The sequence below is a fragment of the Paenibacillus harenae DSM 16969 genome (assembly GCF_000422465.1).
Classification (GTDB): Bacteria; Bacillota; Bacilli; order Paenibacillales; family Paenibacillaceae; genus Pristimantibacillus; species Pristimantibacillus harenae.
In genome coordinates, this window is record NZ_KE383842.1 from 1,933,462 (window position 1) to 1,955,225 (window position 21,764).

At 51.3% G+C, this 21,764-nt stretch carries 21 protein-coding genes; 1 reads left to right on the top strand and 20 read right to left on the bottom strand.

Going from position 1 to position 21,764, the window contains the following annotated elements:
* Positions 1–24: 24 nt before the first annotated feature.
* The 20 genes from H581_RS0119200 to H581_RS0119300 form a co-directional block, all read right to left on the bottom strand.
* Positions 25–867: a carbohydrate ABC transporter permease gene (locus H581_RS0119200; protein WP_028611436.1), complete on the bottom strand. Its 843-nt coding sequence runs from the start codon at positions 865–867 to the stop codon at positions 25–27.
* Positions 857–1,732: a carbohydrate ABC transporter permease gene (locus H581_RS0119205; RefSeq protein ID WP_028611437.1), complete on the bottom strand. Its 876-nt coding sequence runs from the start codon at positions 1,730–1,732 to the stop codon at positions 857–859. The genes H581_RS0119200 and H581_RS0119205 overlap by 11 nt, the downstream gene beginning before the upstream one ends.
* Positions 1,733–1,817: 85 nt before the next feature.
* Positions 1,818–3,155: an ABC transporter substrate-binding protein gene (locus H581_RS0119210; protein WP_028611438.1), complete on the bottom strand. Its 1,338-nt coding sequence runs from the start codon at positions 3,153–3,155 to the stop codon at positions 1,818–1,820.
* A gap of 112 nt (positions 3,156–3,267) precedes the next feature.
* Positions 3,268–4,011 (bottom strand): response regulator transcription factor, encoded by a 744-nt coding sequence (locus H581_RS34540; RefSeq protein ID WP_036718848.1) that lies wholly within the window; start codon positions 4,009–4,011, stop codon positions 3,268–3,270.
* A gap of 1 nt (position 4,012) precedes the next feature.
* Positions 4,013–5,773: a sensor histidine kinase gene (locus H581_RS0119225; protein WP_051250973.1), complete on the bottom strand. Its 1,761-nt coding sequence runs from the start codon at positions 5,771–5,773 to the stop codon at positions 4,013–4,015.
* Between the two features lie 134 nt (positions 5,774–5,907).
* Positions 5,908–6,069 (bottom strand): hypothetical protein, encoded by a 162-nt coding sequence (locus H581_RS37970; protein WP_156889615.1) that lies wholly within the window; start codon positions 6,067–6,069, stop codon positions 5,908–5,910.
* 18 nt (positions 6,070–6,087) lie between these two features.
* Positions 6,088–6,879, bottom strand: a complete 792-nt coding sequence (locus tag H581_RS0119235) for an endonuclease/exonuclease/phosphatase family protein (protein ID WP_036718851.1) — start codon at positions 6,877–6,879, stop codon at positions 6,088–6,090.
* A 199-nt stretch (positions 6,880–7,078) separates the two neighbouring features.
* Positions 7,079–8,077, bottom strand: a complete 999-nt coding sequence (locus H581_RS0119240; RefSeq protein ID WP_028611442.1) for a phytanoyl-CoA dioxygenase family protein — start codon at positions 8,075–8,077, stop codon at positions 7,079–7,081.
* 94 nt (positions 8,078–8,171) lie between these two features.
* The gene (locus tag H581_RS0119245) at positions 8,172–9,074 is read right to left on the bottom strand and encodes a helix-turn-helix domain-containing protein (RefSeq protein ID WP_036718854.1); all 903 of its coding nucleotides are present in this window, start codon (positions 9,072–9,074) and stop codon (positions 8,172–8,174) included.
* A 186-nt stretch (positions 9,075–9,260) separates the two neighbouring features.
* A complete protein-coding gene (locus H581_RS39340; protein WP_281169550.1) occupies positions 9,261–9,389 on the bottom strand; it encodes a hypothetical protein in 129 nt (42 codons plus the stop codon).
* Between the two features lie 212 nt (positions 9,390–9,601).
* Positions 9,602–10,288, bottom strand: a complete 687-nt coding sequence (locus tag H581_RS0119255; protein ID WP_028611445.1) for a YceI family protein — start codon at positions 10,286–10,288, stop codon at positions 9,602–9,604.
* Between the two features lie 128 nt (positions 10,289–10,416).
* Complete coding sequence (locus H581_RS0119260) at positions 10,417–11,262, bottom strand: M56 family metallopeptidase (RefSeq protein WP_028611446.1); 846 nt, start codon at positions 11,260–11,262, stop codon at positions 10,417–10,419.
* Between the two features lie 3 nt (positions 11,263–11,265).
* Positions 11,266–11,676 (bottom strand): BlaI/MecI/CopY family transcriptional regulator, encoded by a 411-nt coding sequence (locus H581_RS0119265; RefSeq protein ID WP_028611447.1) that lies wholly within the window; start codon positions 11,674–11,676, stop codon positions 11,266–11,268.
* Between the two features lie 367 nt (positions 11,677–12,043).
* A complete protein-coding gene (locus H581_RS0119270) occupies positions 12,044–13,270 on the bottom strand; it encodes an RNA polymerase sigma factor (protein ID WP_245600065.1) in 1,227 nt (408 codons plus the stop codon).
* A 9-nt stretch (positions 13,271–13,279) separates the two neighbouring features.
* On the bottom strand, positions 13,280–13,666 hold the full coding sequence (locus tag H581_RS37275; RefSeq protein WP_245600089.1) for a YciI family protein: 387 nt from the start codon (positions 13,664–13,666) through the stop codon (positions 13,280–13,282).
* Positions 13,667–13,927: 261 nt separating this feature from the next.
* Positions 13,928–14,350 (bottom strand): DUF1801 domain-containing protein, encoded by a 423-nt coding sequence (locus H581_RS0119280; protein WP_028611449.1) that lies wholly within the window; start codon positions 14,348–14,350, stop codon positions 13,928–13,930.
* 276 nt (positions 14,351–14,626) lie between these two features.
* Positions 14,627–16,405: an extracellular solute-binding protein gene (locus H581_RS0119285; protein WP_051250975.1), complete on the bottom strand. Its 1,779-nt coding sequence runs from the start codon at positions 16,403–16,405 to the stop codon at positions 14,627–14,629.
* Between the two features lie 100 nt (positions 16,406–16,505).
* Positions 16,506–17,402, bottom strand: coding sequence for a carbohydrate ABC transporter permease (locus H581_RS0119290; RefSeq protein ID WP_028611451.1), 897 nt, complete (start codon positions 17,400–17,402; stop codon positions 16,506–16,508).
* Positions 17,403–17,426: 24 nt separating this feature from the next.
* On the bottom strand, positions 17,427–18,392 hold the full coding sequence (locus tag H581_RS0119295; protein WP_342663422.1) for an ABC transporter permease: 966 nt from the start codon (positions 18,390–18,392) through the stop codon (positions 17,427–17,429).
* A gap of 114 nt (positions 18,393–18,506) precedes the next feature.
* Complete coding sequence (locus tag H581_RS0119300) at positions 18,507–19,826, bottom strand: ABC transporter substrate-binding protein (RefSeq protein ID WP_028611453.1); 1,320 nt, start codon at positions 19,824–19,826, stop codon at positions 18,507–18,509.
* Positions 19,827–20,004: 178 nt separating this feature from the next.
* Here H581_RS0119300 and H581_RS0119305 point away from each other — a divergent pair, with 178 nt between their 5' ends.
* Positions 20,005–21,759, top strand: coding sequence for a sensor histidine kinase (locus tag H581_RS0119305; RefSeq protein ID WP_028611454.1), 1,755 nt, complete (start codon positions 20,005–20,007; stop codon positions 21,757–21,759).
* Positions 21,760–21,764: the final 5 nt, after the last annotated feature.

The window sequence follows — 21,764 nt, forward strand, 5'->3', positions numbered from 1 at the left end:
CTCACCATCCTAACGTCGTTTCGTTTATTTGATGCCTGTCATGGCAACGCCTTCAATAAATTTCTTCTGGGCAAAGAAGAACACGATCAGGAGCGGAAGCGTAGCCAGAACGGATGCCGCCATCAGAAGATGCCATTCCGTTCCGCTCTGATCCGTGAAGAGCGACAGCGCTAAAGGCAGCGTATACAGCTTGCTCGAGCTTAAGTAAATTAACGGGTCGAAGAACTCATTCCAGCTATGCAAGAATACGAAAATGCACAGCGTAGCAAGAGCAGGGACGCATAACGGAAACATAATCCGGCAGAACGTCGTCCACGGCGTACAGCCGTCGATTTTCGCCGCTTCATCCAAATCGGACGGAACGGTGATAAAGAATTGCCTTAGCAGAAAGACGCCGAACATTCCGTAAGCGCCCAGCATCGGCGGAACGATAAGCGGAAAATGCGTGTTCACCAAATGCAGTGCGGACATCCACTCGAACAAGGGAATGGCTGTGACTTCCGTTGGGATCATCATGCTGCTGAGCAGAATAAGAAAAATAGTGTTTTTAAACGGAAATTTGATCTTGGCGAATGCGTAGCCTGCCAATGAGGCAAAAAGACAGGTACCTGCCGTCACCAGAACGGCAATGTAGGTACTGTTGAAAAAATAGAGATGGAACGGCTGTCTCGAAAACACCTCGATGTAATTTCCCCATACAATCGGACTCGGAATCCACTGCGGCGGGAACAAAAAGATTTTCGTCTGATGCTTCAGGGACGTCGTCACCATCCAAAAGAACGGAACGAGTATGATCAACGTCACTAACGTTAACAGCACATACGCGATTGTATTGGAAAGCAGGCTTCCCCGGCGATTACTCCTCATGATGCACCCACCTCTTTCGAACGCTCCACTGCAGCAATGTCAGCAGAAATACGATAAAAAATAATATAAATGCGATAGCGGAAGCATATCCAAACTCGTACAGCTTGAACGCTTGCTGGTAAATATAGTAGACCAGCACATAGGTGCTTGTCCCCGGGCCGCCGCCGGTCATGATATAGATTTGGCCGAATACTTTCAGCGAGCCGATCAGCGTCAGAATCAAGGCCAGAAACACGGAAGGCGAGATGAGCGGGAGCGTGACGTTCGTCAATGTCTTCCATCTTGAAGCGCCGTCCAGACTGGCTGCCTCGTAATACATTTTGGGTACGTCATGCAGCGCCGCCAGGAAAATGACCATATTCAACCCGACGTTTTTCAGTACGCTGACGACAATGACGACCGGCATCGTCAGCTCCAAATGGTAGAGCCAAGCCGGACCCTCGAGGCCAAGAATGCGAAGCGCCTGATTGATCAAGCCCGCATCCGTCGCAAAAATATATTTGAACACGATCGACCACACGACGAGCGAGGTCACCACTGGAGTAAACAAAGCCGTTCGGAAAAAATCAATGCCGGGAAGCTTCTTCTTCAGCAGCAATGCGAGTCCAAGCGCCAGGCTGAGATTCAGGGGAACAAGCCCCGCGGAGAAATACAAGGTATTGCCTACCGTTTCCCAGAAAACCGGATCATCCGCAAATGCTTTCTTATAATTGTCGAAACCGACGAAGGAGATGTCTCTCAATAAGGACCAGTCGGTAAAGCTCATGAAGAAAGCGGTCAGAATCGGGCCAAGCAGAAACGCGGCGAAGCCAAGCACCATCGGGCTAATAAACAGGTAGCCGTACCACTTTTCGTTTCGTAGCATCTTTCTTTCCACTCCTTTTGCGGAATCGTCCGGCCCTCCTGCCGGACGATTCCGCAAACATAATCTTGCTGCAGCTTCCATTCGATTATTTCATTAGTGAATTGACTTCGGCTTCCATTTTGCTCAGAACCTCTTCCACGGATTCGCTTTGCGTATAGATATAATCAAGCAGCGTTTGAATTTTAACGTCTATTTGCTGCCAGTTTTTGTGGCCGGGCGCGATTCTTGCGTCGTTCATTTGATCCAGCACGGCAAGCTGGATACTTTCCGCGGATGGCTGCGGAGCCGCCTTCAGGAATACGTCGGACTCCAGCACCGATTTTCTGGACGGTACGAAATATTGCGAAGTGACGCCCATGGAAGTTGCATTCGTAATAAATTTCAGGAATGCCGACGCTTCCTCCGGGTGTTCCGTCTCGAATACGGAATATCCGGCGTAACCGAGCGAAGTGCCCTTGCCGTGCGTGCCTTCCGGCATCGGCGCGATATCCCATTCGAAATCCGTGATCGCCCGAGCCTTTGACACATAGCTGTATCGGCCCGTATACATGCCGATCTTGCCGGTATCAAACGTAATCTCGTCGCCCGGCTTCGGATGCGTTTTATCCTTAAACATCAGATCGTTATACAGCTGGAGAGCTGCCTGTCCCTCAGCGGTGTTCATCGCGAAAGCCGTTCCGTCCGCATCGAAGAGATCCGCGCCGTGCGACCAGACGAGGGGCAATAACGCGTCAGACCAGTTTTTCCAGTCGCCAACCAGCTTAACGCCATAAACGCCGCTGTTCGGATCCGCAATCGTTTGGGCAGCGTTCAGAAATTCGTCGTATGTCCATTTATCTTCCTTGTACAGCTCCGTTGGCGTCTTTAAGCCTTTTTCCGCGAACAAGCTTTTGTTGTAATAAACCAGCATCGGCGGTGTGGAGAACGGGATGCCGTACAAGCTGTCGCCTTTCGAGAAAATATCGAGTGTCGACGGGTAAATATCCGCGAAATCGTATTCGTTGTCCTCCTTCACGCTTGCGGCGATATCGACCAACTGGCCGGATTCAAGAAACTGGGGAATCATCCTTTCCGCCAGCCATCCGATATCGGGCGCAGTCTTCGATGCCAGCATGATGGAGAGCTTCTGCTGATAATCGGCAAATGGGATGGTCATGATTTCTACATCGATATGGGGATTCGTTTTCTTAAATTCGGCGACAAGCTCTTCATACATCGCTTTCTGCGCGTCATTGCCCCAAATGCTGAACTGCAGCTTTACCTGCTTTTTCGCGGCTCCGCCAGAGCCCTCATCCGAATGGGTCCCTCCCTTGTTACCCTGAGTGCCGTCTTTCGCCGGGTGATTGCCTGTGTTTGAAGCACAGCCCGCGAGCACCGTTGCGATTAAGAGCATGATCAATAATAGGGTCGTTATCTTTTTCATTTTTTTGCCCCTTTCATTACTGTCGTAAAGCGCTTACACGTTTAAGTATAAAGAAGCCTTTCCTCGAAAAAAATCACCTGAAATCGAGAAAAGGTACGATTATTCGAGTGAATTATTCCGGCTGCTCCCGAAACTGCGACGGCGTCCTGCCGACAACGTCCTTGAATACGGCCATAAAGTGCTTTGAGCTTAAATAACCGGACAGCTTGGCCACCTCGTATATTTTGAGATTCGTATCCTTGAGCAGCTGTTTCGCTTTATTCATCCGGGAATGGGTAACGTAATCCGTAAAGGTCCGCCCGGTTTCCGACTTGAAGAGCACGGATAAATACTGGTGATTCAAATGAACCTGATCGGCCATATACTGCAAAGAGATTTCCTGGTCCAGACGCTCCAGGACAAGCTCCTTCACCTTGCGAATCAGCTGCCTGCCATGACGGACGTCCTCTTCTTCTGCCCCGAGGCCCTGCACCGTGCCGGGGTGCTTGCGCTTGCGCCTGAAATTGTCCAGTACCTGGGCAAGCTCGATCCGATCAATCGGCTTTAGCAAATAATCGCTTATGCCGTACTTCATCGCTTGCCTCGCATATTCAAAGTCCGCAAATCCGCTTACGATCAAAATATATAAATCCGGATAACCGTCCCTTATGCGCTTGATCATTTCGATTCCGTTCATCTCGTTCATGCGAATATCCGTTATGAGCAAGTCAGGCATGGCGCACTTCAGCGCTTCCAGCGCTGCTCTTCCGTTCTCCGCTTCCCCGATGACCCGGTATCCTCCAATGACTTCCTCAACCAATTGCCTTAAGCCGTTACGGATAATCGCTTCGTCCTCTACCAGAAACACTTTATACATGTTATTCCCCCCATTGAATAGGCAGTCGAATATGAAAGGCTGCGCCGCAATTTGCCTTATGGTCAACGAATAAGCCGTACGGTTCGCCATAATGCAGCCGAACACGCTGATGTACGTTCCGCAGCGCAAATCCTTTCTTGATCGTACCGAAGCCGCCTTGCTGCGCTTCAATCAGCGACCGGCTCTCGCTGCCCGCTTGCAGTTGTTCCTCCAGCCGCTTCAACCTCTCGCCGGATATTCCGATTCCGTTATCCTTAACCGTCAGGATCAGGTCGTCGTCTTCGACGCTGGCAGTCAAGGTCATTTGAACCGTCCCAGATCCCATCGCATGTTCGATGACATTCTCGATAAGAGGCTGTAAGATCAGCTTCGGCACTAGGCAGTAATCATAAGAAGAATCGATATGAATAGCCGCTTGCAGCTTGTCGCCGAGGCGAATAGCCTGAATTTGCAAATAGGCCTGAGCGAACTTAACTTCATCGAGCACGTGCACAAGTCTCTCCTGCTTATCAACCGTATACCGCAGCAGCTTTCCAAGACTCGTTACGATATTCGATAGCACGGGGCCATTGCCCTGAAGAGCCAGCATATTCATCGTCTCGAGCGTATTGTATAAAAAATGCGGATGAATCTGGCTTTGCAGCGCTGACAGCTCCGCTTCCTTTTCTCTCAGCCTGGTCTCGTACACCTCTTTCACCAAGCGGTCAATCTCGCCGATCATGGAGTTAAAGCCTTCGGTTAACTGACCGATCTCATCATTAGTCGTGACGACGGCTCTTTCTTGAAACAAGCCCCGCCGCACCTGTCTCATCTTGGATTGCAGATGAGCGATCGGTTTAACCAAGCGATTCGACAAGATGACGGCCGCCGCATAAGCGGCCATCAAGGCAAGCAAGGAAACGATAAGCGTATACCTCGTCAACGCCCGGGCATCCTGGCGAAACTCATCGCGAGGAATGAATGCGGTTACCCTCAGCCCCGTGTAGTCCGATTGCTCGGAAGCGCTTAAATATGATTCATTGATATACGGAACATTGTCGGAAGCCGCGTAGATGAGGTCGCCTTCGCTGTTCGTAATGCGCAGCTGGCTGCTGCCGCCGAAGCTGACCGACGACAGCATCGTCTCGAATCCTCGCGAGGTAAGGTCGACCTTTACAATTCCGAGCATATTGTTCGTGTAGGGCTCGCGAATGACTCGCGAGATCGATACGATTCCATTCTTGGTCTCCACGTAATAACGGGCATCATGAGGCGGGATAATCGTAAGCCCGCCGTCCTTCTCCTTCACCGGAGCCATCCAGTCCGACATGCTTTGATCCCACTGCTTCCTTACGCTTTGATCCCGGTTGCTGAACACGCTGCCGTCATTCGTAAAGATCAATATGCTCTCAATCTCCGAGCGATCGAACGACAAAGAGGAAATAAACAGATTCATCTTGTTTGTCTCATCCGTCGTTAAATAGGTGTTTACTCGATTAAAATCACTATGCTGCTTCAAAATATGCATGACGCCTTCATCATATAGGGGCATGAGCGTCAGCCGCTCTATCTCTTTCACGTAGCGCTCTAAATTAATATGGATTTGATTCACGATCTGATAGGAAAGCTTGACGGTGCTTCGCTCGACGTCCGCCGAATACTTCTCATACGTAATCGCCCCGATGACAAGAAATGGAATCGTAATGAGCAGGCAAAATAATATAATAAACTTCGACCGAAGCGGTAAATATAGCGAATTCCGTTGTGCCCTCTGCAGTTGCATGGATTTGCCTCCTATTACGAGCTCTATGGTTCTCGCATCTAACATACCACAAGCTGATATAGAATAGGCGAGCGGTTGAGCAGGGAGCAAAAAAGAATGATCCGGATAGGTTTGCCGGATCATTCCCTTTTGGTTTACTCAAAAGCCGGATCAGATAAATCGAGCTCCAGCCTGTCCCCTTCAACGATAACGACTGGGCCGTTCGGTCGTCCTTCGGGCAGATTGAACAGCACTTCCCCGCCGAAATCAATAACAATGATGGTAACGGATGGACTCCGTCCAGGAATGATCGGCATTGAAGCAAGTATACCAGCTTATATTTCCAGTTCAGCAACAACAGGATAATGATCGGAAGGATATTTCCCGCGTATTTGGCAGCGGTCAATGACGACATTCCGTACCCGGATATCCGTTGATGTGAAGATATAGTCGATAGGTTCGCCCATTGAGCCGCCTTCAAAATTATGGAAAGTGCATCCTGCGTTTTGGCCCCCGTAGGCGACCTGATACACATTCTGAATTGGGAGCCCGCCGCTCTGTCCCGGCTGCTCTCTCAACGAACGAATCGTCTGGCTGCCGGGGTGGGCATTCAGATCCCCCATAATCATGAAAGGCGCCGCTTCACTCTTCAGCCGCCCCCCGATCATACGCTGAATGAGAAGCATCCCCTGAACACGCGCCTCCTCGCTAATGTGGTCCAAATGCGTGTTGTATACGAGCAGGCGTTGATTCGGTTCGCGTCTAAGCCGCAGATCAGCCCAAGTGCAAATTCGCGGAAGACTGGATTCCCAGCTGACGCTCTCTGCAAGGTAAGGGGTTTCAGACAACCAGAAGGTTCCTTGGCCTAAGACTTCAAACTCCGATTTCCGGTAAAATATCGCGCACATTTCGTCTTCCCTATCCCTGCGGCGCTCTTCGCCGATCCATTCATAGTCAGAGAGACCCGCTTCCAAATCCTTCAGCATGCTGGGGAGCAGCTCCTGCGTACCGATCACGGATGCACCCGAGCTTGCGATATACTGGGCTACGCGGTCCGAACGAAAAGGCCACGCGTTGTACCCGTCCGATAAGACGTTCACCCGCATATTCATCGTCATAACCTTCATATTCCGGTCCTCCTTTGAAATGGCAACTGCGTTTAATTGTAAATCGCATGGAGAGGAATGACCGAAACGGTTAATAACCCGAGCAATCCTGCTATCCATGATTCATGATTCATCGACCCGCCCTCCAGGGCATCCCATCAGCAGGCCCTACTCGCAAAATGAGGCAAGCAACGCGCCATGATGAGGCTTGCCTGCACACTTATTCGTCTTTCTCCATCCCCATCGGCATCATCATGCCATTGTCCATACCCATCATCGTCACGCTGTTCGACTCCTCTTCCTCGTCCGCCAAAAAAACCTCGGTGCCGAATACGGGCTCGGCATAAGGGTGATGCGTTGCTCCGCGCGCCAAAATCTGGCGGTAGTTTCCCGAATCTCCTTCAAAGCCGTCATGGTCCCACGGAACCCAAGACCGGGCGTTGCAATAATGGCACACATACGAACGGCGATAACGGTCCGTCGTCCGGTTCGGGTAGGAACGATGGAACAGATGCGAATGAAAAAACAATACGTCGCCCGGGCTAAGCGGTACCGGAATGGGCGGCGGATAATTGGCGACTACCTTCGACAGGGTATTTACGTCATCGTCCAAATGGCTGACGTTCCGGACGCCGTTCAAGTCCCCGAAAGCATCCAGAGCATGAACATTGCCTCCCCCCATGCCGTCAGGCGGATAGACAGGCTCATGGTTCGAACCCGGAACGACCCACAAGCAGCCATTCTCTTCGTCCGCTTCCTCAAGTGCGATCCATGCCCCGATCAGCGTATCCGGATGGGTCCTGATGTAACAGGAATCCTGGTGCCAACCCTGTCCTCCCTTGCCGGGCGGGTTCAGGAACAGCATGGATTGAAGGGCGTATATATCCGGGCCGATCAATGCCTCCGCGACATCGACGATTCTCGGATGAAGCATGCCCCGCTCGGCTGCCGGATGCAGCCGGGAAAGCATATGAATCCTTGTCGCCTTCGCGAATTCCTCCTTGAGAGGGTCGGCATTGTCCTCGTCCGCCGTCTTGTCGGGCTTTGGACGATTAAGTCTGGACTGCTCGGCGAGCTCGTACAATCCGGCGATGTCTTCCCTGGACAGCAAGCCTCTTACAATCAGATAGCCTTCCTTATGATAATGGGTATATTCCTTCACATGAACTAAATAACGGTTGTCCCTCGCGCGCGATTTCGGAACATAAAACTTCCCCATCGTTGAATCCCCTCCGTCATTCGAATACCTGCACCCCCATTGTAACCGCGCCGCAACCGCACCCTCCATGGCCCCAACCCGGAAAACGGTGTATTTATTTGATTTCGGACTTGACGGGAATATACCGGTTAACCGGATAAGGCGTAAAGGAATCCAGAACGGCTGCCGTATGGCGGAATAAGGGATCGTTGCACCGTTTGATATAGTCGGAGGCCGTTATCCCTCGAATTCGTTTATACACTTTGGAAAAATGGTGCTCGTCTCCGAAGCCTACGGAATAAGCAATCTGCTTAACCGAACCGGCGCCTCTCATCATGAGCTGCTCGGCGCGGCGGAGCCTTCTCTCCAGCAGCATGCGTTTCGGAGTCATGCCGAGGGAATTGACGAACACGCGGGTGAAATGCTCGTGGGTCCATCCAGACCGCGCGGCAATTTCTTCGATCGTAACCGGTCCTGCCAGATGCTCCTCCATGTAGGCCATCGCCCGTTGAATCTGGATGGGCAAAGTCTGTACATCCCCTTCATCCGAATGTTCGGGGAAGGACGACAGCTCTTCAAGCGAAGCGGAGACCAGCGCGGCCAGCCTTCTCTTCCAATGGGGAGGCTGTTGATTGGCGATCCAAAGCAGCTTCTGCATCATACCGGCCACCAGAGTATGATCGTCCGCGATAAACCGGTTGCCTTCCCGCAGCAGCTGCCCGAATCTCTCGCTCGCTTCCCTGAGTGAGGCATAATCAAAGTGAACGAACAAATGCCTCACATTCTTCTCCGGGGCGAAACGGTACGAATGCCGTTCGCCGGGACGAGTGAAGATGAAGCAAGGCTCATCCAACAAGTACGGCTGACCTTCGATCTCATAGATCGTACCGGAGCCGTCAGGGAAGTACACCAATTCGTAATCGTCTATCGTACGCGGACCGAGAACGAACCCGGCCTGGATGATGATATCGCCGACGTTATGCACGACCGGCCAATCCGACGGCTGTTGCTCATTCATTATCTCCTGTCTCCCTCACCGCATAATGGATGCAAAACGATTGTACCATTTGCACCTGCGCATGCGTAACCGTCTGACGCCGGCACAAGCACGTTTCACGGTGAAATATAGGCCATTTTACAAGTATTAAGCTTATGCGATAAACATAAAAAAGACATGAACCGCTGGGGCTGCGGCTCATGTCTTTTATTCAACGGCATTTCTGCCGCTCATTCGCGCGTTCTCCGCCATGTATGCCGATCCAACGGCATTTCTGCCTCTCATTCGTGCGTTCTCCGCCATGTATGCCGATTCAACGGCATTTCTGCCGTTCATTCGCGCGTTCTCCGCCATGTATGCCGATTCAACGGCATTTCTGCCGCTCATTCGCGCGTTCGGCGCACTTATCCACAATTTTTGGAGTTGCTTAACTTCTAAATAGTAAAAAAACAGGCAAACCTCCGCTGGAGATTACCTGTTTCCGTTAATTGTCCAATCCAATCGCTCAGTACCGGGATCCAATCTATGGATTCGGATAAGGACGTTATTTATGCTTGCTCCTTATTTAAATTAAGCTGGAGCTGTACGGTTACGTCGTTTTGGGTGTCCAGCATGACCGTATGGGGATTTTTCATGCCAAAATCATTAAAGGTTACGACCGTGCTGCCTTCCATTTTGAACGAGCCTTGACTGTAAAGCGCTTCGGCATCGAAGGTTACGTCCTTCGAAACGCCCTTTACGGTAAGCGTGCCGTTCATGGCAAAGGCGGCCGCGGCTCCTTCCGTCCATTCCTGCGGGAAGTTTTCGAAGGAGTTGACCGTAAAGGTTGCTTCCGGGTTGGCCGCGGCGTCCAAGTAACCCTCCCCTTTGACATGTCCATCCCGCTGGGAGTTGCCCGATTGCAGCGCGTTTATGTCAACGACGCCTTGCGCGCTCATTTTTGCCGGGTCGACCGTATCGATCGTCCAGCTGCCGTTAACGGCCGCCCCTTCGAAATTAACGGTTTCTTTGGAAGTCGTCACGGAAAAATATACTTTCGAGTCGGGTTGAATCGTCCACTCGCCGTTCAGCTCGGTCGGATCTACGGCTGCTGTTCCGGCCTGTACCGGCGCGTCGGCGGGAATCACCTCCTGAATCGTTACGTGATTGCCGGCATAGTAATCGTAGGCGAAATAGCCGCCGCCTGCTAATACAACGAGTGCTCCTAATGAAATGACCGTTTTTTTGATTGGCATGTTATCGTCCTCCTAATGTTTTATAAATCCTGTCAACATACAACTTTCTTTCATAGAGAATGGTTGTATCAGCCTCAGCCTCCTTCTACAATTACACTACACCATGTAGTGTTGATATATAAAAAAAATTACAGAAGCTCGCCGATAAACAAAACCGACAAAACGGCGACCACCTGCAAGGATAGCATTATGCTTTTGACGGGCAGCCGGAAAGCGAGCTCGGCCTGCGGATCGATCAGGTATTTGATTCTATAGTTGATCGACGATTCCGCGAAAGACGCATAAGTGAACGGAAATCGCATGGTCCGATTTTTGCGCAGCAGCTTCAGCAAGGCGCTTCCGAGATTTTCCGCCGAGCCCGTCGCTCCGATCGCGTAGGAATCGGCCTGAATTTCCCTCGCAGCCGTATATTGCTTGCGGCACCACTTCAAGATGGGAACATACCAGAAAACCGTCGAACAGAGGACCAGGATAAACGTTTTGAGCGGATCCTTATGTTTCATATGGAAGATTTCATGACGGATCAGCGCCTCCAGCTCTCCGGCATCCAGCAGCTGAATTAGCCCGGTGGACAACACGATCCGGGGGCGGACGAAACGCATCGTAAGGGCGATCGGGTCCTGATGGGAAACGACGAGAATGCTCTCTATCCCGCCGTTATAGGTCTCGTTCAATTCGGCCGTAAGCGCCGCGTCTTGGAGTTTGGACAGCTTCTTATAGAGGCGGCGGGATAAATACAGCTGTTTGCAAATGAGACAAACGGCCAGCAGCGGCGTGGACACGACCAGGAGATCGAGCATAAAGGCCATCCAGCCCATTCCGAACTTCTGCAAAATGCTGGTACAGTGGTCAAACACGTTCCGGAGGGCCACGCCGGATAGCTTTTCAGATACGTACATGCCCATTTGAATCATAATAAACAGCGAAATAACCGCACTCGAGAAAAAAAGATATTTCGATCGTCGTTTCCACATCTTCTATCGTCCTTCTTTGAGCGCTTTTATTTTTTGCTCCAGCTTCTCGAGCAGCTCCGGATCGGCTTCGTCCAGCCCGTCCAGCATGTGGGTGACGACGAGCGGTCCGAAGTCTTCCACGAGGTTGTGCGAAATTTCTTTCGACTGGCTTTCCAGAAACCGTTCCTTTGTTTCCACGGGCTTGAAAATCGATGTTCTCCCGATGAGTGATTTCGCCAGTACGCCTTTGTCGACCAACCGGTTCATCACGGTCATTACGGTGTTGAAATTCAAATCTTTGTCTTTCCCAAGCCTTGCCTGCACGTCTTTAATAGAAAGATCGGGAGAGAGCCAAAGAATATCCATGATGCGGGCTTCCAGCGGTCCAAAAAACAGCTCCAGGCCGCGTTGATTAAAGTTAAGCTTCTTTTTCATTCCGACTCACCTTTCACTACAATAAGTAGTGTAACGAGGCGGGAAGTCTTTTGCTTTCCGCTTTCCGCTAGTATAAAGAGCTTCCCTGAACGTTACCTTAATCTAACCTTAAAATAAGATGAATTCGAAAATAAGTACACATTTGCCTGACGTTGAATTACCTGTTAGTCAACGGTTGCTCTTCCGCCGCATATTCTCAAACGATGCCGGGAAATCGCGTATAGGTATGCATGAGATGACGCCCAAGCTGCGCGTTCCAAATTAAAAACCAGTCTGATCCTGACGATCAGACTGGTTTTTCGTCCTGCTGCAGCGGCGCTATGCTTCGTCAAATCTTCAACTCTACTAGACTGCCGCTTATTTGAATTCAAATCTGATTAGCTTGTTGATATAAAAATTGCCGAATGGACGGATCATCGCAGAGTCCAATGGCACGGCTATAAGCCGATCGGGCTTCCTCATGTCTCCCCAATTGCATGTGCAAATGGGCTGTGAGAGCCCAATAAGGCTGATAACTCACGATTTTATCGCGAGGCATAGATTCAAGCAGCGCAAAGCCACGTTCCATTCCATATCCCTCTGCAATCGCCGCTGCTCGTCCGACCAGTACTCCAATTGTAGGACTAAGTTGGGCGAGCCCCTCATATAGCAAGGCGATTTCTTTCCATTCGATGAACCCTGTGCGCGCTCGCTGGGCATGCACCGATTGTATGGCTGCCAACAGCTGGAATCGCCCGATCCTTTTAGATTGCCATGCTATTTGAAGACAATGTTCCGCTTCCATGATCATTAGAGTTGACCAACGAGCAGTATCCTGTTCGGACAGGGGAATATAGCTTCCCGATGCATCAATCCGGGCTTCTCGCCGGGCCTCGCAATGCAGCATTAGAGCTAGAAGCCCTTGAACTTCAGGTTCGTCAGGCAAATAGTTCGCAAGAAGCTTGCCCAGATAAATGGCCTCGTCGACCAATCCCTTCCTACGAGGATCTACACCTGTCAAATCGTCCCATCCGCTGCCGTATACTGCATAAATGGCTTCAAGAACGGCATCTAAGCGATGGGGCAATTCCTCGGCATCGGGCATTGCGAACGTAAGGCGTTCGGTGCGGATTTTTGCTTTAGCACGAGTAAGTCGTTGCCCCATCGTAGAGGGTTTTACAACGAATGCGGACGCAATGCGAGAGGCATCCATTCCGAGCACGGTCTGAAGCATTAGCGGTGTTCGTATCGACGGATCGATGGCTGGATGTGTACAAAGAAATAGCATGTTTAATCGTTCATCGGGAAATGCAGTGTCAGTTGACGACATTTGTTGGGACTCTTCTGACAGGGCGATCAACGCTGGCATTGCTCGTTCGGAAACACGTTCACGGCGGGCGCGGTCGATAAGCTTCCGTCTGGCTACGGCAAGCAGCCAGGATTCCGGTTTATCTGGAATGCCGGCACTCGGCCACGATTCTAATGCGGCTACAATCGCGTCAGCCAACGCATCCTCTACCGCTTCAATATCCCGCCAGTTTAGGGTCAGATATGAAATTAACCTTCCGTAAGCATCACGCGCCGTCTCTTCGATAATGTTGCGGGCGTTCATCATATCATATGATCATTTCATAGGCGGAAGATTTTCCCGGACTTCAACCGCATTAACAGGGCCTCGTGCAGCCCACTCAAGAGCTGTTTCAACGTCGGGTACATCGATAACGAATAAACCGCCGATCTGTTCCTTAGTCTCGGAAAACGGGCCATCTTCCACAACCATTTCGCCATTACGACGTAGTACGGTCGCAGCCGTTTCAGGAGCGTGAAGGCCAAAACCGCTGACAACTACTCCGGATTCGAGAAGTGCATGTACATAATGGGACCAGCCTGCAAGGTATTTTCCTGTTGCTTGGCCGGATCCTTTCGTGCGGCGAAGTCCTCTGGGCTTTCGTAAAACATAAGGGTGAAATGCATGTTTGTTGACTCCTTTACTGGATTTTGGGTTTGTGATTTTCTCTCACATGATAAAGTCGATTTAATGATAACGATTTCTACATTCCAGAAACATTTTTTCTAAGAAATAAAATAAATGAAGCCTTTTTTTATAATGATAACGGAAAACAGCTGAGATGAATCTACACTAAAACATGAATAATGCCGTCTCTCAGCATACGGATTGTTGAAGTGATGCTTATGAAAGTCGGCTTAATATCCAATTTTGAAACGAATCGACTGGAGCCGGGTCATGTCCATATCATCGTTTTTATCGTTCCTATTGATCCGGATACGTTTCGTTCAGAAACTTGACGGATTGATTGATTAATACTTTCAAAACCTCAACATCAATGTCTTCTACTTTATTAATATAGACGCAGCCTTTGCCCGACGTATGTTTTCCGAAATGTCGCAGCAGCGCATCCCGCTCCGGGTCGCCGGTCGCAAAATACAAGCTGATCTTTGCCTTGCGGGGTGAAAATCCTACCAGCGGCGCGTCTCCTTCATGTCCGGAGTTGTATTTGTAGTGATAGGATCCAAATCCGATGATGCTCGGTCCCCACAGCTTTGCTTGGTAACCTGTCGTTTCCGTAAATAAATCCAACAGCTTGTACGCGTCTTCACGCTTCTTCGGATGATCGACATTCTCGATAAATTCGATTACGCTGCGATCGGTTTCTTTGGTTTTCTGTTCATACACCGTTATCCAATCTCCTTCCAGTATTCGAATAACAATTTACAATTTGTCAGCTAACCTCTTGTAACAAGTGTCGTTTCCAGAATTTCGCTAATTCGATCCTGGATATTGCCTGTGCATACGCCGCCGTGATACGTGATGACCGTCTCGATATCGAGTTCCTGGAATTTAGCAACAGCCTGCGCTCATTATAACCCATTGAACACTAGGTTCCCAACAGATGTATGCCGGAAAACGCCAAAGCGCCGGCAATAAATTGCCGGCGCTCCTATTACATGATTAGCGTAGCGCGAACACTTTCTCCGTCTGCTCGATCTGCCAGTCGATGATCTCGTCGTACCCGAGTCCCTTGGATTTCTTGATCATCTCATCCTTCAGCTTGTTGTATTCGGCCTCGTTCTTGGCGAATACCATTTTCCACGAATGCTCCTTAATGACAGCTCCGACCTGGCTCAGCTTCTGCTCCAGCATCGTATCCATAACAGCCGGCGCTTCCGTCGTCGATATCGGGTTATTGACGGCGAGCTGGTTGTTCTTCGTCAGCAGCTCTTTCGGCGTCAAGGCGCCCGTCGTTTCGCGCCACGATTTCTCGACAGGGTTCGGATTGTCCTCCAGAACGGATGTCCACATGTTCCAATCGTACGGCTCGTTCGTATTCGGGTTAATCGTTGAAACCTTCAGCGTCGTATTGTTGATCTGCGGCGCTCCGTCTTTATACGTCCCGCCGCCGAACTCCGAAGCTACCTGCTGCGAGTTGTCTTTCAGCGCCAGCTTGCCGAAATCGGTCAGCACGGGTTTGCCGTCCTTCAACTCCCATGTCAAGCCTTCAGGTCCGTTAACCGTCGTCATCACGCCTTCCGGCGTGTACAGCCAGTTAATGAATTCCATAATCCGTTCCGGATGCTTCGCCTTGGCGCCGATCGCCCAGATCCGGTTGCTTCCGTATGGCGAGAAGCCGTAGGAATAAATTTTCTGTTCTTCGAAACCGACCATTTGGAAGCCCTTGCCTGCATCCGTATGGGCAGGCGTGTTGTAGGAACTGTCGAGCCACGGGAACCAGGAGAAGAGCACCTGGCCGTCCTTGAACTTATTGACCACGTCGTCAAATTTCTGGGTCAGCGAGTCAGGGTCCATGAGCCCCATTTGATTGGCGTCGTAATAGAGCTTCAAGGTGCGCAAATAATAGCTGTTCTCGTCCAGGATGCCCTGATATTTGTCTTCGTGGGCCGCGATCTCAAGCAGACTGCCCTGGTTGAAGCCGTCGCCGATATCATAGCCGTGCATGGTGGCGAACTGCTTCCCCAGCGTCATGTAATTGCCGTCCCAATCCGCCCACATCGAGATTCCGTACGTCGGTCTGCCGCTGTCGCTCTTCGGCTCCAGCTCCTGCATCTGCTTGAGAAGGGGCAGAATGTCTTCCATCTTCGTCAGCTTCGGGCTGCCCAGCTTCTGGTACAGGTCCCAGCGCATGTCAAGCTGATACGTCATCGTATTGCCTTCGGAAGGTCCCGCAGGCATGTTCGACGCGTCATGCCCAACGCCGTATACCGCCGTGCCGCCGCCGAAGTTTTTCTTGTTCTTCTCGATCGCTTCCGGGACGTTTGCGAGAATATCCTTGCCGTGGTTCTCCAGCAGGCCGGCCTTCGTCCAGTCCAGAAGCAGTCCGGCCTTGATGGCGTCCCTGTAATCCTGACCGTCGTTGCCGAAGACGACCAGATCCCCGAGATCGCCGGATGCCATAAGCGTCGCGAACTTGGCCGCCCCCCCCGCAAGATTAGGCGCCGTAATATTCATCTCGAGTCCGAATTTATCCTTCAAAATCTTGCCGTACCAGCCGCCTTGCTCACCGGCGAAGTTCGCCAGCTGCGACAATACTTCGATCTTGTACGGCTCTTTCGCGCCTTCCGCGTTGTCCGAAGCCGTATTCGTGCTCGACGTGTTATTGCCGGTATTGCTTTCGTTGCTGCCCGTATTGTTAGCGCCCGAGCATGCTGCAACGCCCATCATCAGAATGGATACAGCCGCAACAATCTTCACTTTTTTGAGTAAAGCCGTCATGTATTTCGACCTCCGTTTCATCTTATAAACCCAAATTTTAAAGAATATGGAATTTTCGACCCAGGCCTCACCCCTTTCAACCGCCTCTGCCGGTTGATGACTATCCTTTCACGGCTCCGATCATAATTCCTTTCACGAAGAAACGCTGGAAGTAGGGATAGATCAGCAGAATGGGGAGCACGACGATCATGGATACGGTTGTCCGGATCGAGGTGGGCGTCTGCAGATTCGCAAGGTCCAGCCCCTGCCCTCCGGAGGAGTTCCGCACGATGGCCGCAAGCGAAGAAGCCTCGTTCATATATTTGTAGAGCACGAACTGCAGCGTGTACAGCTTCTGGTCCGTCATCAGGAACAAGGTATCGGTGAACGAGTTCCACTGGCCGACGGCCGAGAAAATGGCGATTGTCGCTACAATCGGCGTAATCAGCGGGAACACGATGCGGGTGAAAATGACCCAGTACCCGGCGCCGTCGATCTGCGCGGATTCTTGAAGCGCCGCCGGCAGCGATTCCACGAACGTTTTGACCAGGATGACAAAGAAAGGCGATACGATGGCCGGCAAAATATAGGCGAGAAAGTTGTTCGTCAGATGAAGATTGCGCATCGTAATGTACCACGGGATAATGCCTGCATTAAAATACATGGTCACGATGATGTAGCGGTACCAAAACTTCCGTCCCCACATTTCCTGTTTCGTGAACAGGAAACCCAGGAAGGCGGCCCCGCACACGGCAAACGCAGTGCCTATAACGGTGCGGCCGAGCGAAACGAGACCGGCTTGACCAAAGCCGGGGATATGCAGCACCTGGGCATAATTGCTGAAATGAATCTCTTTGGGGAAGAAGGTGATAAACCCTCTGCTGCTCAGGTCGTTGTTGCTGATCGTGTTGATGAACAAATAATAGAAAGGAAAAATGCAGAGCAGCGCGATAACGGCGAATACGAAATAATTGACCGTGTGGAACACGGCGTCTCCCGCGCTTTGTTTTTTGAGCATACGGATCTCCTCCTTGCCGCCCGGCTAGATGATGCTCTCGCCGCGCACGATTTTGGAAAGACTGTTGGCGAAAAACAGCAATGCGACGCTGATGACCGATTTCAACATGCTGACTGCCGTCGCGAACGAGAAATTGCTGCCGATCAGCCCGGTATTATAGACATACAGATCGAGCACCTCAATGTTGCTTTTGTTGATCGCGTTCTGGAAGACGAAGTACTGCTCTATGCCGTTATTAATGAAGTTGGCGATGGTCAGCAGCAGAAGCACGAAATAAGTAGGCATAATGCCGGGAACGGTAATGTGCCAGATGGAGCGGAACCTGCCTGCGCCGTCTACTCTCGCGGCTTCGTACAGCTCCTGGTCGATCCCCGCAATGGCGGCCATGTATAGAATGGCGCCCCATCCAAGGCCCTTCCATAGATCCCATGACGCCATCCTCAGCCATGTGTGGCTGTCGGAAGCAAGAAAGTTAATGCCCCGGTCAATGAAGCCCAGGTTCATCAAGATTTGGTTCACCAGACCGTTATCTACCGAGAACAGCATGAACGCGAAAGAATAGACGAGTACCCAGCTGATGAAATTCGGCAGCGTGGTCAGAATCTGTACGCTCTTCTTGAAGCGCGCCGACCGCATCTCGCTCAGGAAGATGGCGAAGATGACGGGAAGCACGGAAGCCGCGATATTGAGCGAGCTCATGGCAACCGTATTCCGCATGACGCGCAAGACTTCCCCGGTCTGCGTCGGATTGCTGAAGATCGACTTGAACCATTGCAGGCCGACGAAATCGGTCTGAGCCAGCGGAATGCCCGGCCGGAAATTATAGAAGGCGTACATCCAGCCGTAGAGGGGCAAATACGAGAACAGGAAGACCAGCGCCAAGAACGGAACCGCCATGAAGAACAGCCTGTACTTCGGACGGATATCCGTTAGACGCCTCTTGCCGGGAACAGATTTGATGCCGTTCTGCGCTTGAATGGAATTATGCAATGCGAACCTCCTCCTTATTTAACTGAATGCGTATGATAGAATTTCCACGCCGAACGGCTGCTGACGGATACGCTTGCCGGCGGTTAGACCCGGGACCGGGACTTGTCAGGTTCGCTAGAATCCGGGCATTTGCCTCTCCCTCATCAGATGCGCGAATCGCTTGTCCCATTTTTTCCACAATTCATTGGCCGTGAGGCCGCCTGCAAACAGCTCCTGCAAATACTTCCATATGTCTCCGGTATCTACGAGGAAATTGGTTTCGGCTGACATGACCGTTCTTCCCGGCTCCATGAAACCGTCGACGATTTCCTGCTTGTAGAGAGGCAGCCGAGGCGTGGAAATGTCGGTCAAATTCGAGATATACAGACCTTGGTTCACGAGGCGCTGCGCCTGCTCTTGTGTCGCAAGGAATTCAAGGAAGCGCTTCGCTACGCCGATATGCTTCGACTTCTTGGGGATGAACAGCTGACCGCCGAGCGGGCTGATTGCGAGATCCGCGTTCTTCGCATACGGTACGGGGAATAGCCCCAGTTCCATCGAAGGGTCCTCCTTCACCACATTCGCGATGAACCAATCCCCCATCGTCATCATGGCCGCTTCATGACCGATGAATTTGTCAACCGCCATATCGTAACTATCGCCCAGAACGTTGCGGTTCGTGTAGCCCTTACGGAATAGATCATACTGCTGCTGCGTGATATCGACAAAGGCCGCAATGTCCGCGAACCCTCTCTTCCCCGCGTTCAAGTCGTCCCATAACGTCGGATCGTTCTTCTTCGCATAATCCGCGAATGCGGACGATATCCAGAAATGGGCCGCCCAAGCATCCTTGAAGGGCATGAAGAACGGCTCGATTCCGGCAGCCTTGATCTTCTCGCAAACCGCAAGAAGCTCATGGTAGTCGCGAGGCACCTCCAGTCCCAAATCCCGGAAAATCTTTTTGTTGTAAACGACCCCCTGCAGGCCGGTGTCCTGACTAACGTGGAACCCATAGATGTGCCCGTTATACGATAGCGCTGCTCTGTTCCGAACCCGTGGGGCCCAGGGCTCCTCGTCCAAGATTTCAAAGTTTTTCTCCAGATTCAACTCGTATGCGGCGGTCTTCAAATTGTACAAAATCAAATCGGGAGGTTCTCCGACGGCAAGCTTGGTCTGAAGAACCGCCGTCACCTGTTCCGAAGGCAGAATCTGAAGATTGATGCGGATGCCGGTCTGCCGCTCGAACTCGGCAAACAAAGCTTCGTCGACGAAAAGGGATTTTAGCGAACTCTTCATAGTGGCCAGCTCGAGCGTTTCCGCCTCATCCGTTGCCTTTTCCGCCTCATGTGATAGCGCATTCAAATTTACGGTTTCCGCGCTGCCGCAAGCTGTCGCCGCAAGCAGTGCCGCGGCGAGAAGCAGCCCGCCCAGAGCCCTGATCCATCGGATTCTCACAACCCATCCCTCCGCAACAACCTATTTGAATTATAGTTCGATCTTCTAAACGAGTACATGTTCGTGGTTTACAATTGTTGTGTAATATTCTGAACCGATATAAAAAGTTGCCGAACCGGTCTGGCAATGCTATATTGGGTGATAATCTCGGACTTGACGGGGAAGGAACTGGATTGCCATGCTCAATCGTTTATTTAGAATGCGCTTTCAAAACAGCCTCCGAAGCAGGCTGATCGTGACGTTCTCCCTGCTGCTCGTCATGGTCTTGGGCAGCTTCCTGGTTTTCACGAATCTGTACGTCATTAAGCCCCTTAAGGAGCGAACCATTCATGAAACCATGCTGGCATCGTCCAACATTTCCGATCGGCTGGATGACTATATCAAGGTTCAGAACCAATTGTCGCAGCGCATTCTTTCGAACCGCGCGATCTTCTCTTTCGGCGAGCTCTCGAAGCCGTCGGCTCAAAGCGTCGAGGCGTTGAACCAGAATCGGGTAATCAGCGACATTATGTTCCAAGCCGTCGGCCCAAGCCTTAACATCCGCGATATCGTCATTTACGATCTGCAGGGCACCGACGTCAACTCCTATATCGGTTTTTTCGATCCGCCGTCGCTCGAACCGCTGCTTCGCGATTCCGACGCGATCCGCAAGCTTCGGGACAGCGCCTATATCCTCCATGCCGGAGAGCAGCCGTTCGTATCCTTTATCCGCTCCATAATCGACATCAACGGCAAAATCTACGGGTATCTCTCCATCCAGATGGATGACAACGATCTGAGCAAGCTGGCCGACGCGGGAAATCTTGGATCCGTATATGTGACGGATAACCGCGGCAGCTTGGTGATTCAATCCCGGAATGCCGATTATTCCGAGCACGCGGCGAGCCTTCGGAAGGTCTCCGCTTCTCAAGGGATTTTCATAGACCATGGTAATTATTATATCGCCTACCATACATCCGCGTATACCGGCTGGACCGTATATACGGTAATACCGCGAGCCTCCGTTCTGGGCTCGATCAATTCGGTCACCAATATTGCGATCATTCTGATTGTCTCGCTCACCATTTTCAGCTACCTGTATATTCACTACACGTCCAAGAGTCTCGTGCTCCCTATCCGCAAGCTTCGAAGTCAAATTCTGAATATGAGCTACAGCAACTTGAGCCTCAAAATGGACAGCCGGTTGTATAGCAATGAGTTTCACCTGTTCAATGAAGCATTCCTCGAGCTGCTCGAACGGCTTCAATCCTCCATCGAGAGGGAGAAGCTCGCGATTCACGAGGAAATCACGGCCCGGAATTCGGCGCTTCAGGCACAGATCGCTCCGCATTTCATACACAACGTGCTCTATCTGATCAGCATTGCCGCGCAGGAAAATCAAATGGCGGCGGTTACCCAAATGTGCAAACATCTGTCGGATAGTCTGCGGTATATCGTGTCTTCTCCCTACCAGCACGTCGCGCTGCGGGATGAAATCGAGCATACGAAGCATTATTTGTCACTCATCAAGCATAAGTACGAAGAGGATCTGGAGTGGGAGATCCATATGGATTCCGAGGCGGAATCGATCCTGCTGCCGCGTCTCGTCATTCAGCCCTTCGTGGAGAATTGCATCGAACACGCCTTCGATCATACGGATCCTCCTTGGCGAATCGACATTACCGTTAAGTTATATCGCGGACTGTGGGCCATCGAGATCAGCGATAACGGCAAAGGCTTCACCGAAGAGGGCATCAAAAGCACGCTGAACCGAATCCGGGCCGGCGGCTCCGCGAGCCAAGAGACGAAGATCGGCAGCATGGGTATCGTGAACACCGTGGGCCGATTGGAGCTGATGTACCGGAACCGGCTATTTTTCAACATGTTCAATAAGGCGGAGAACGGCGGCGCCACGATACAGATCATTGCGTCGCTTACAAAGGATTTTTATTAACGGAC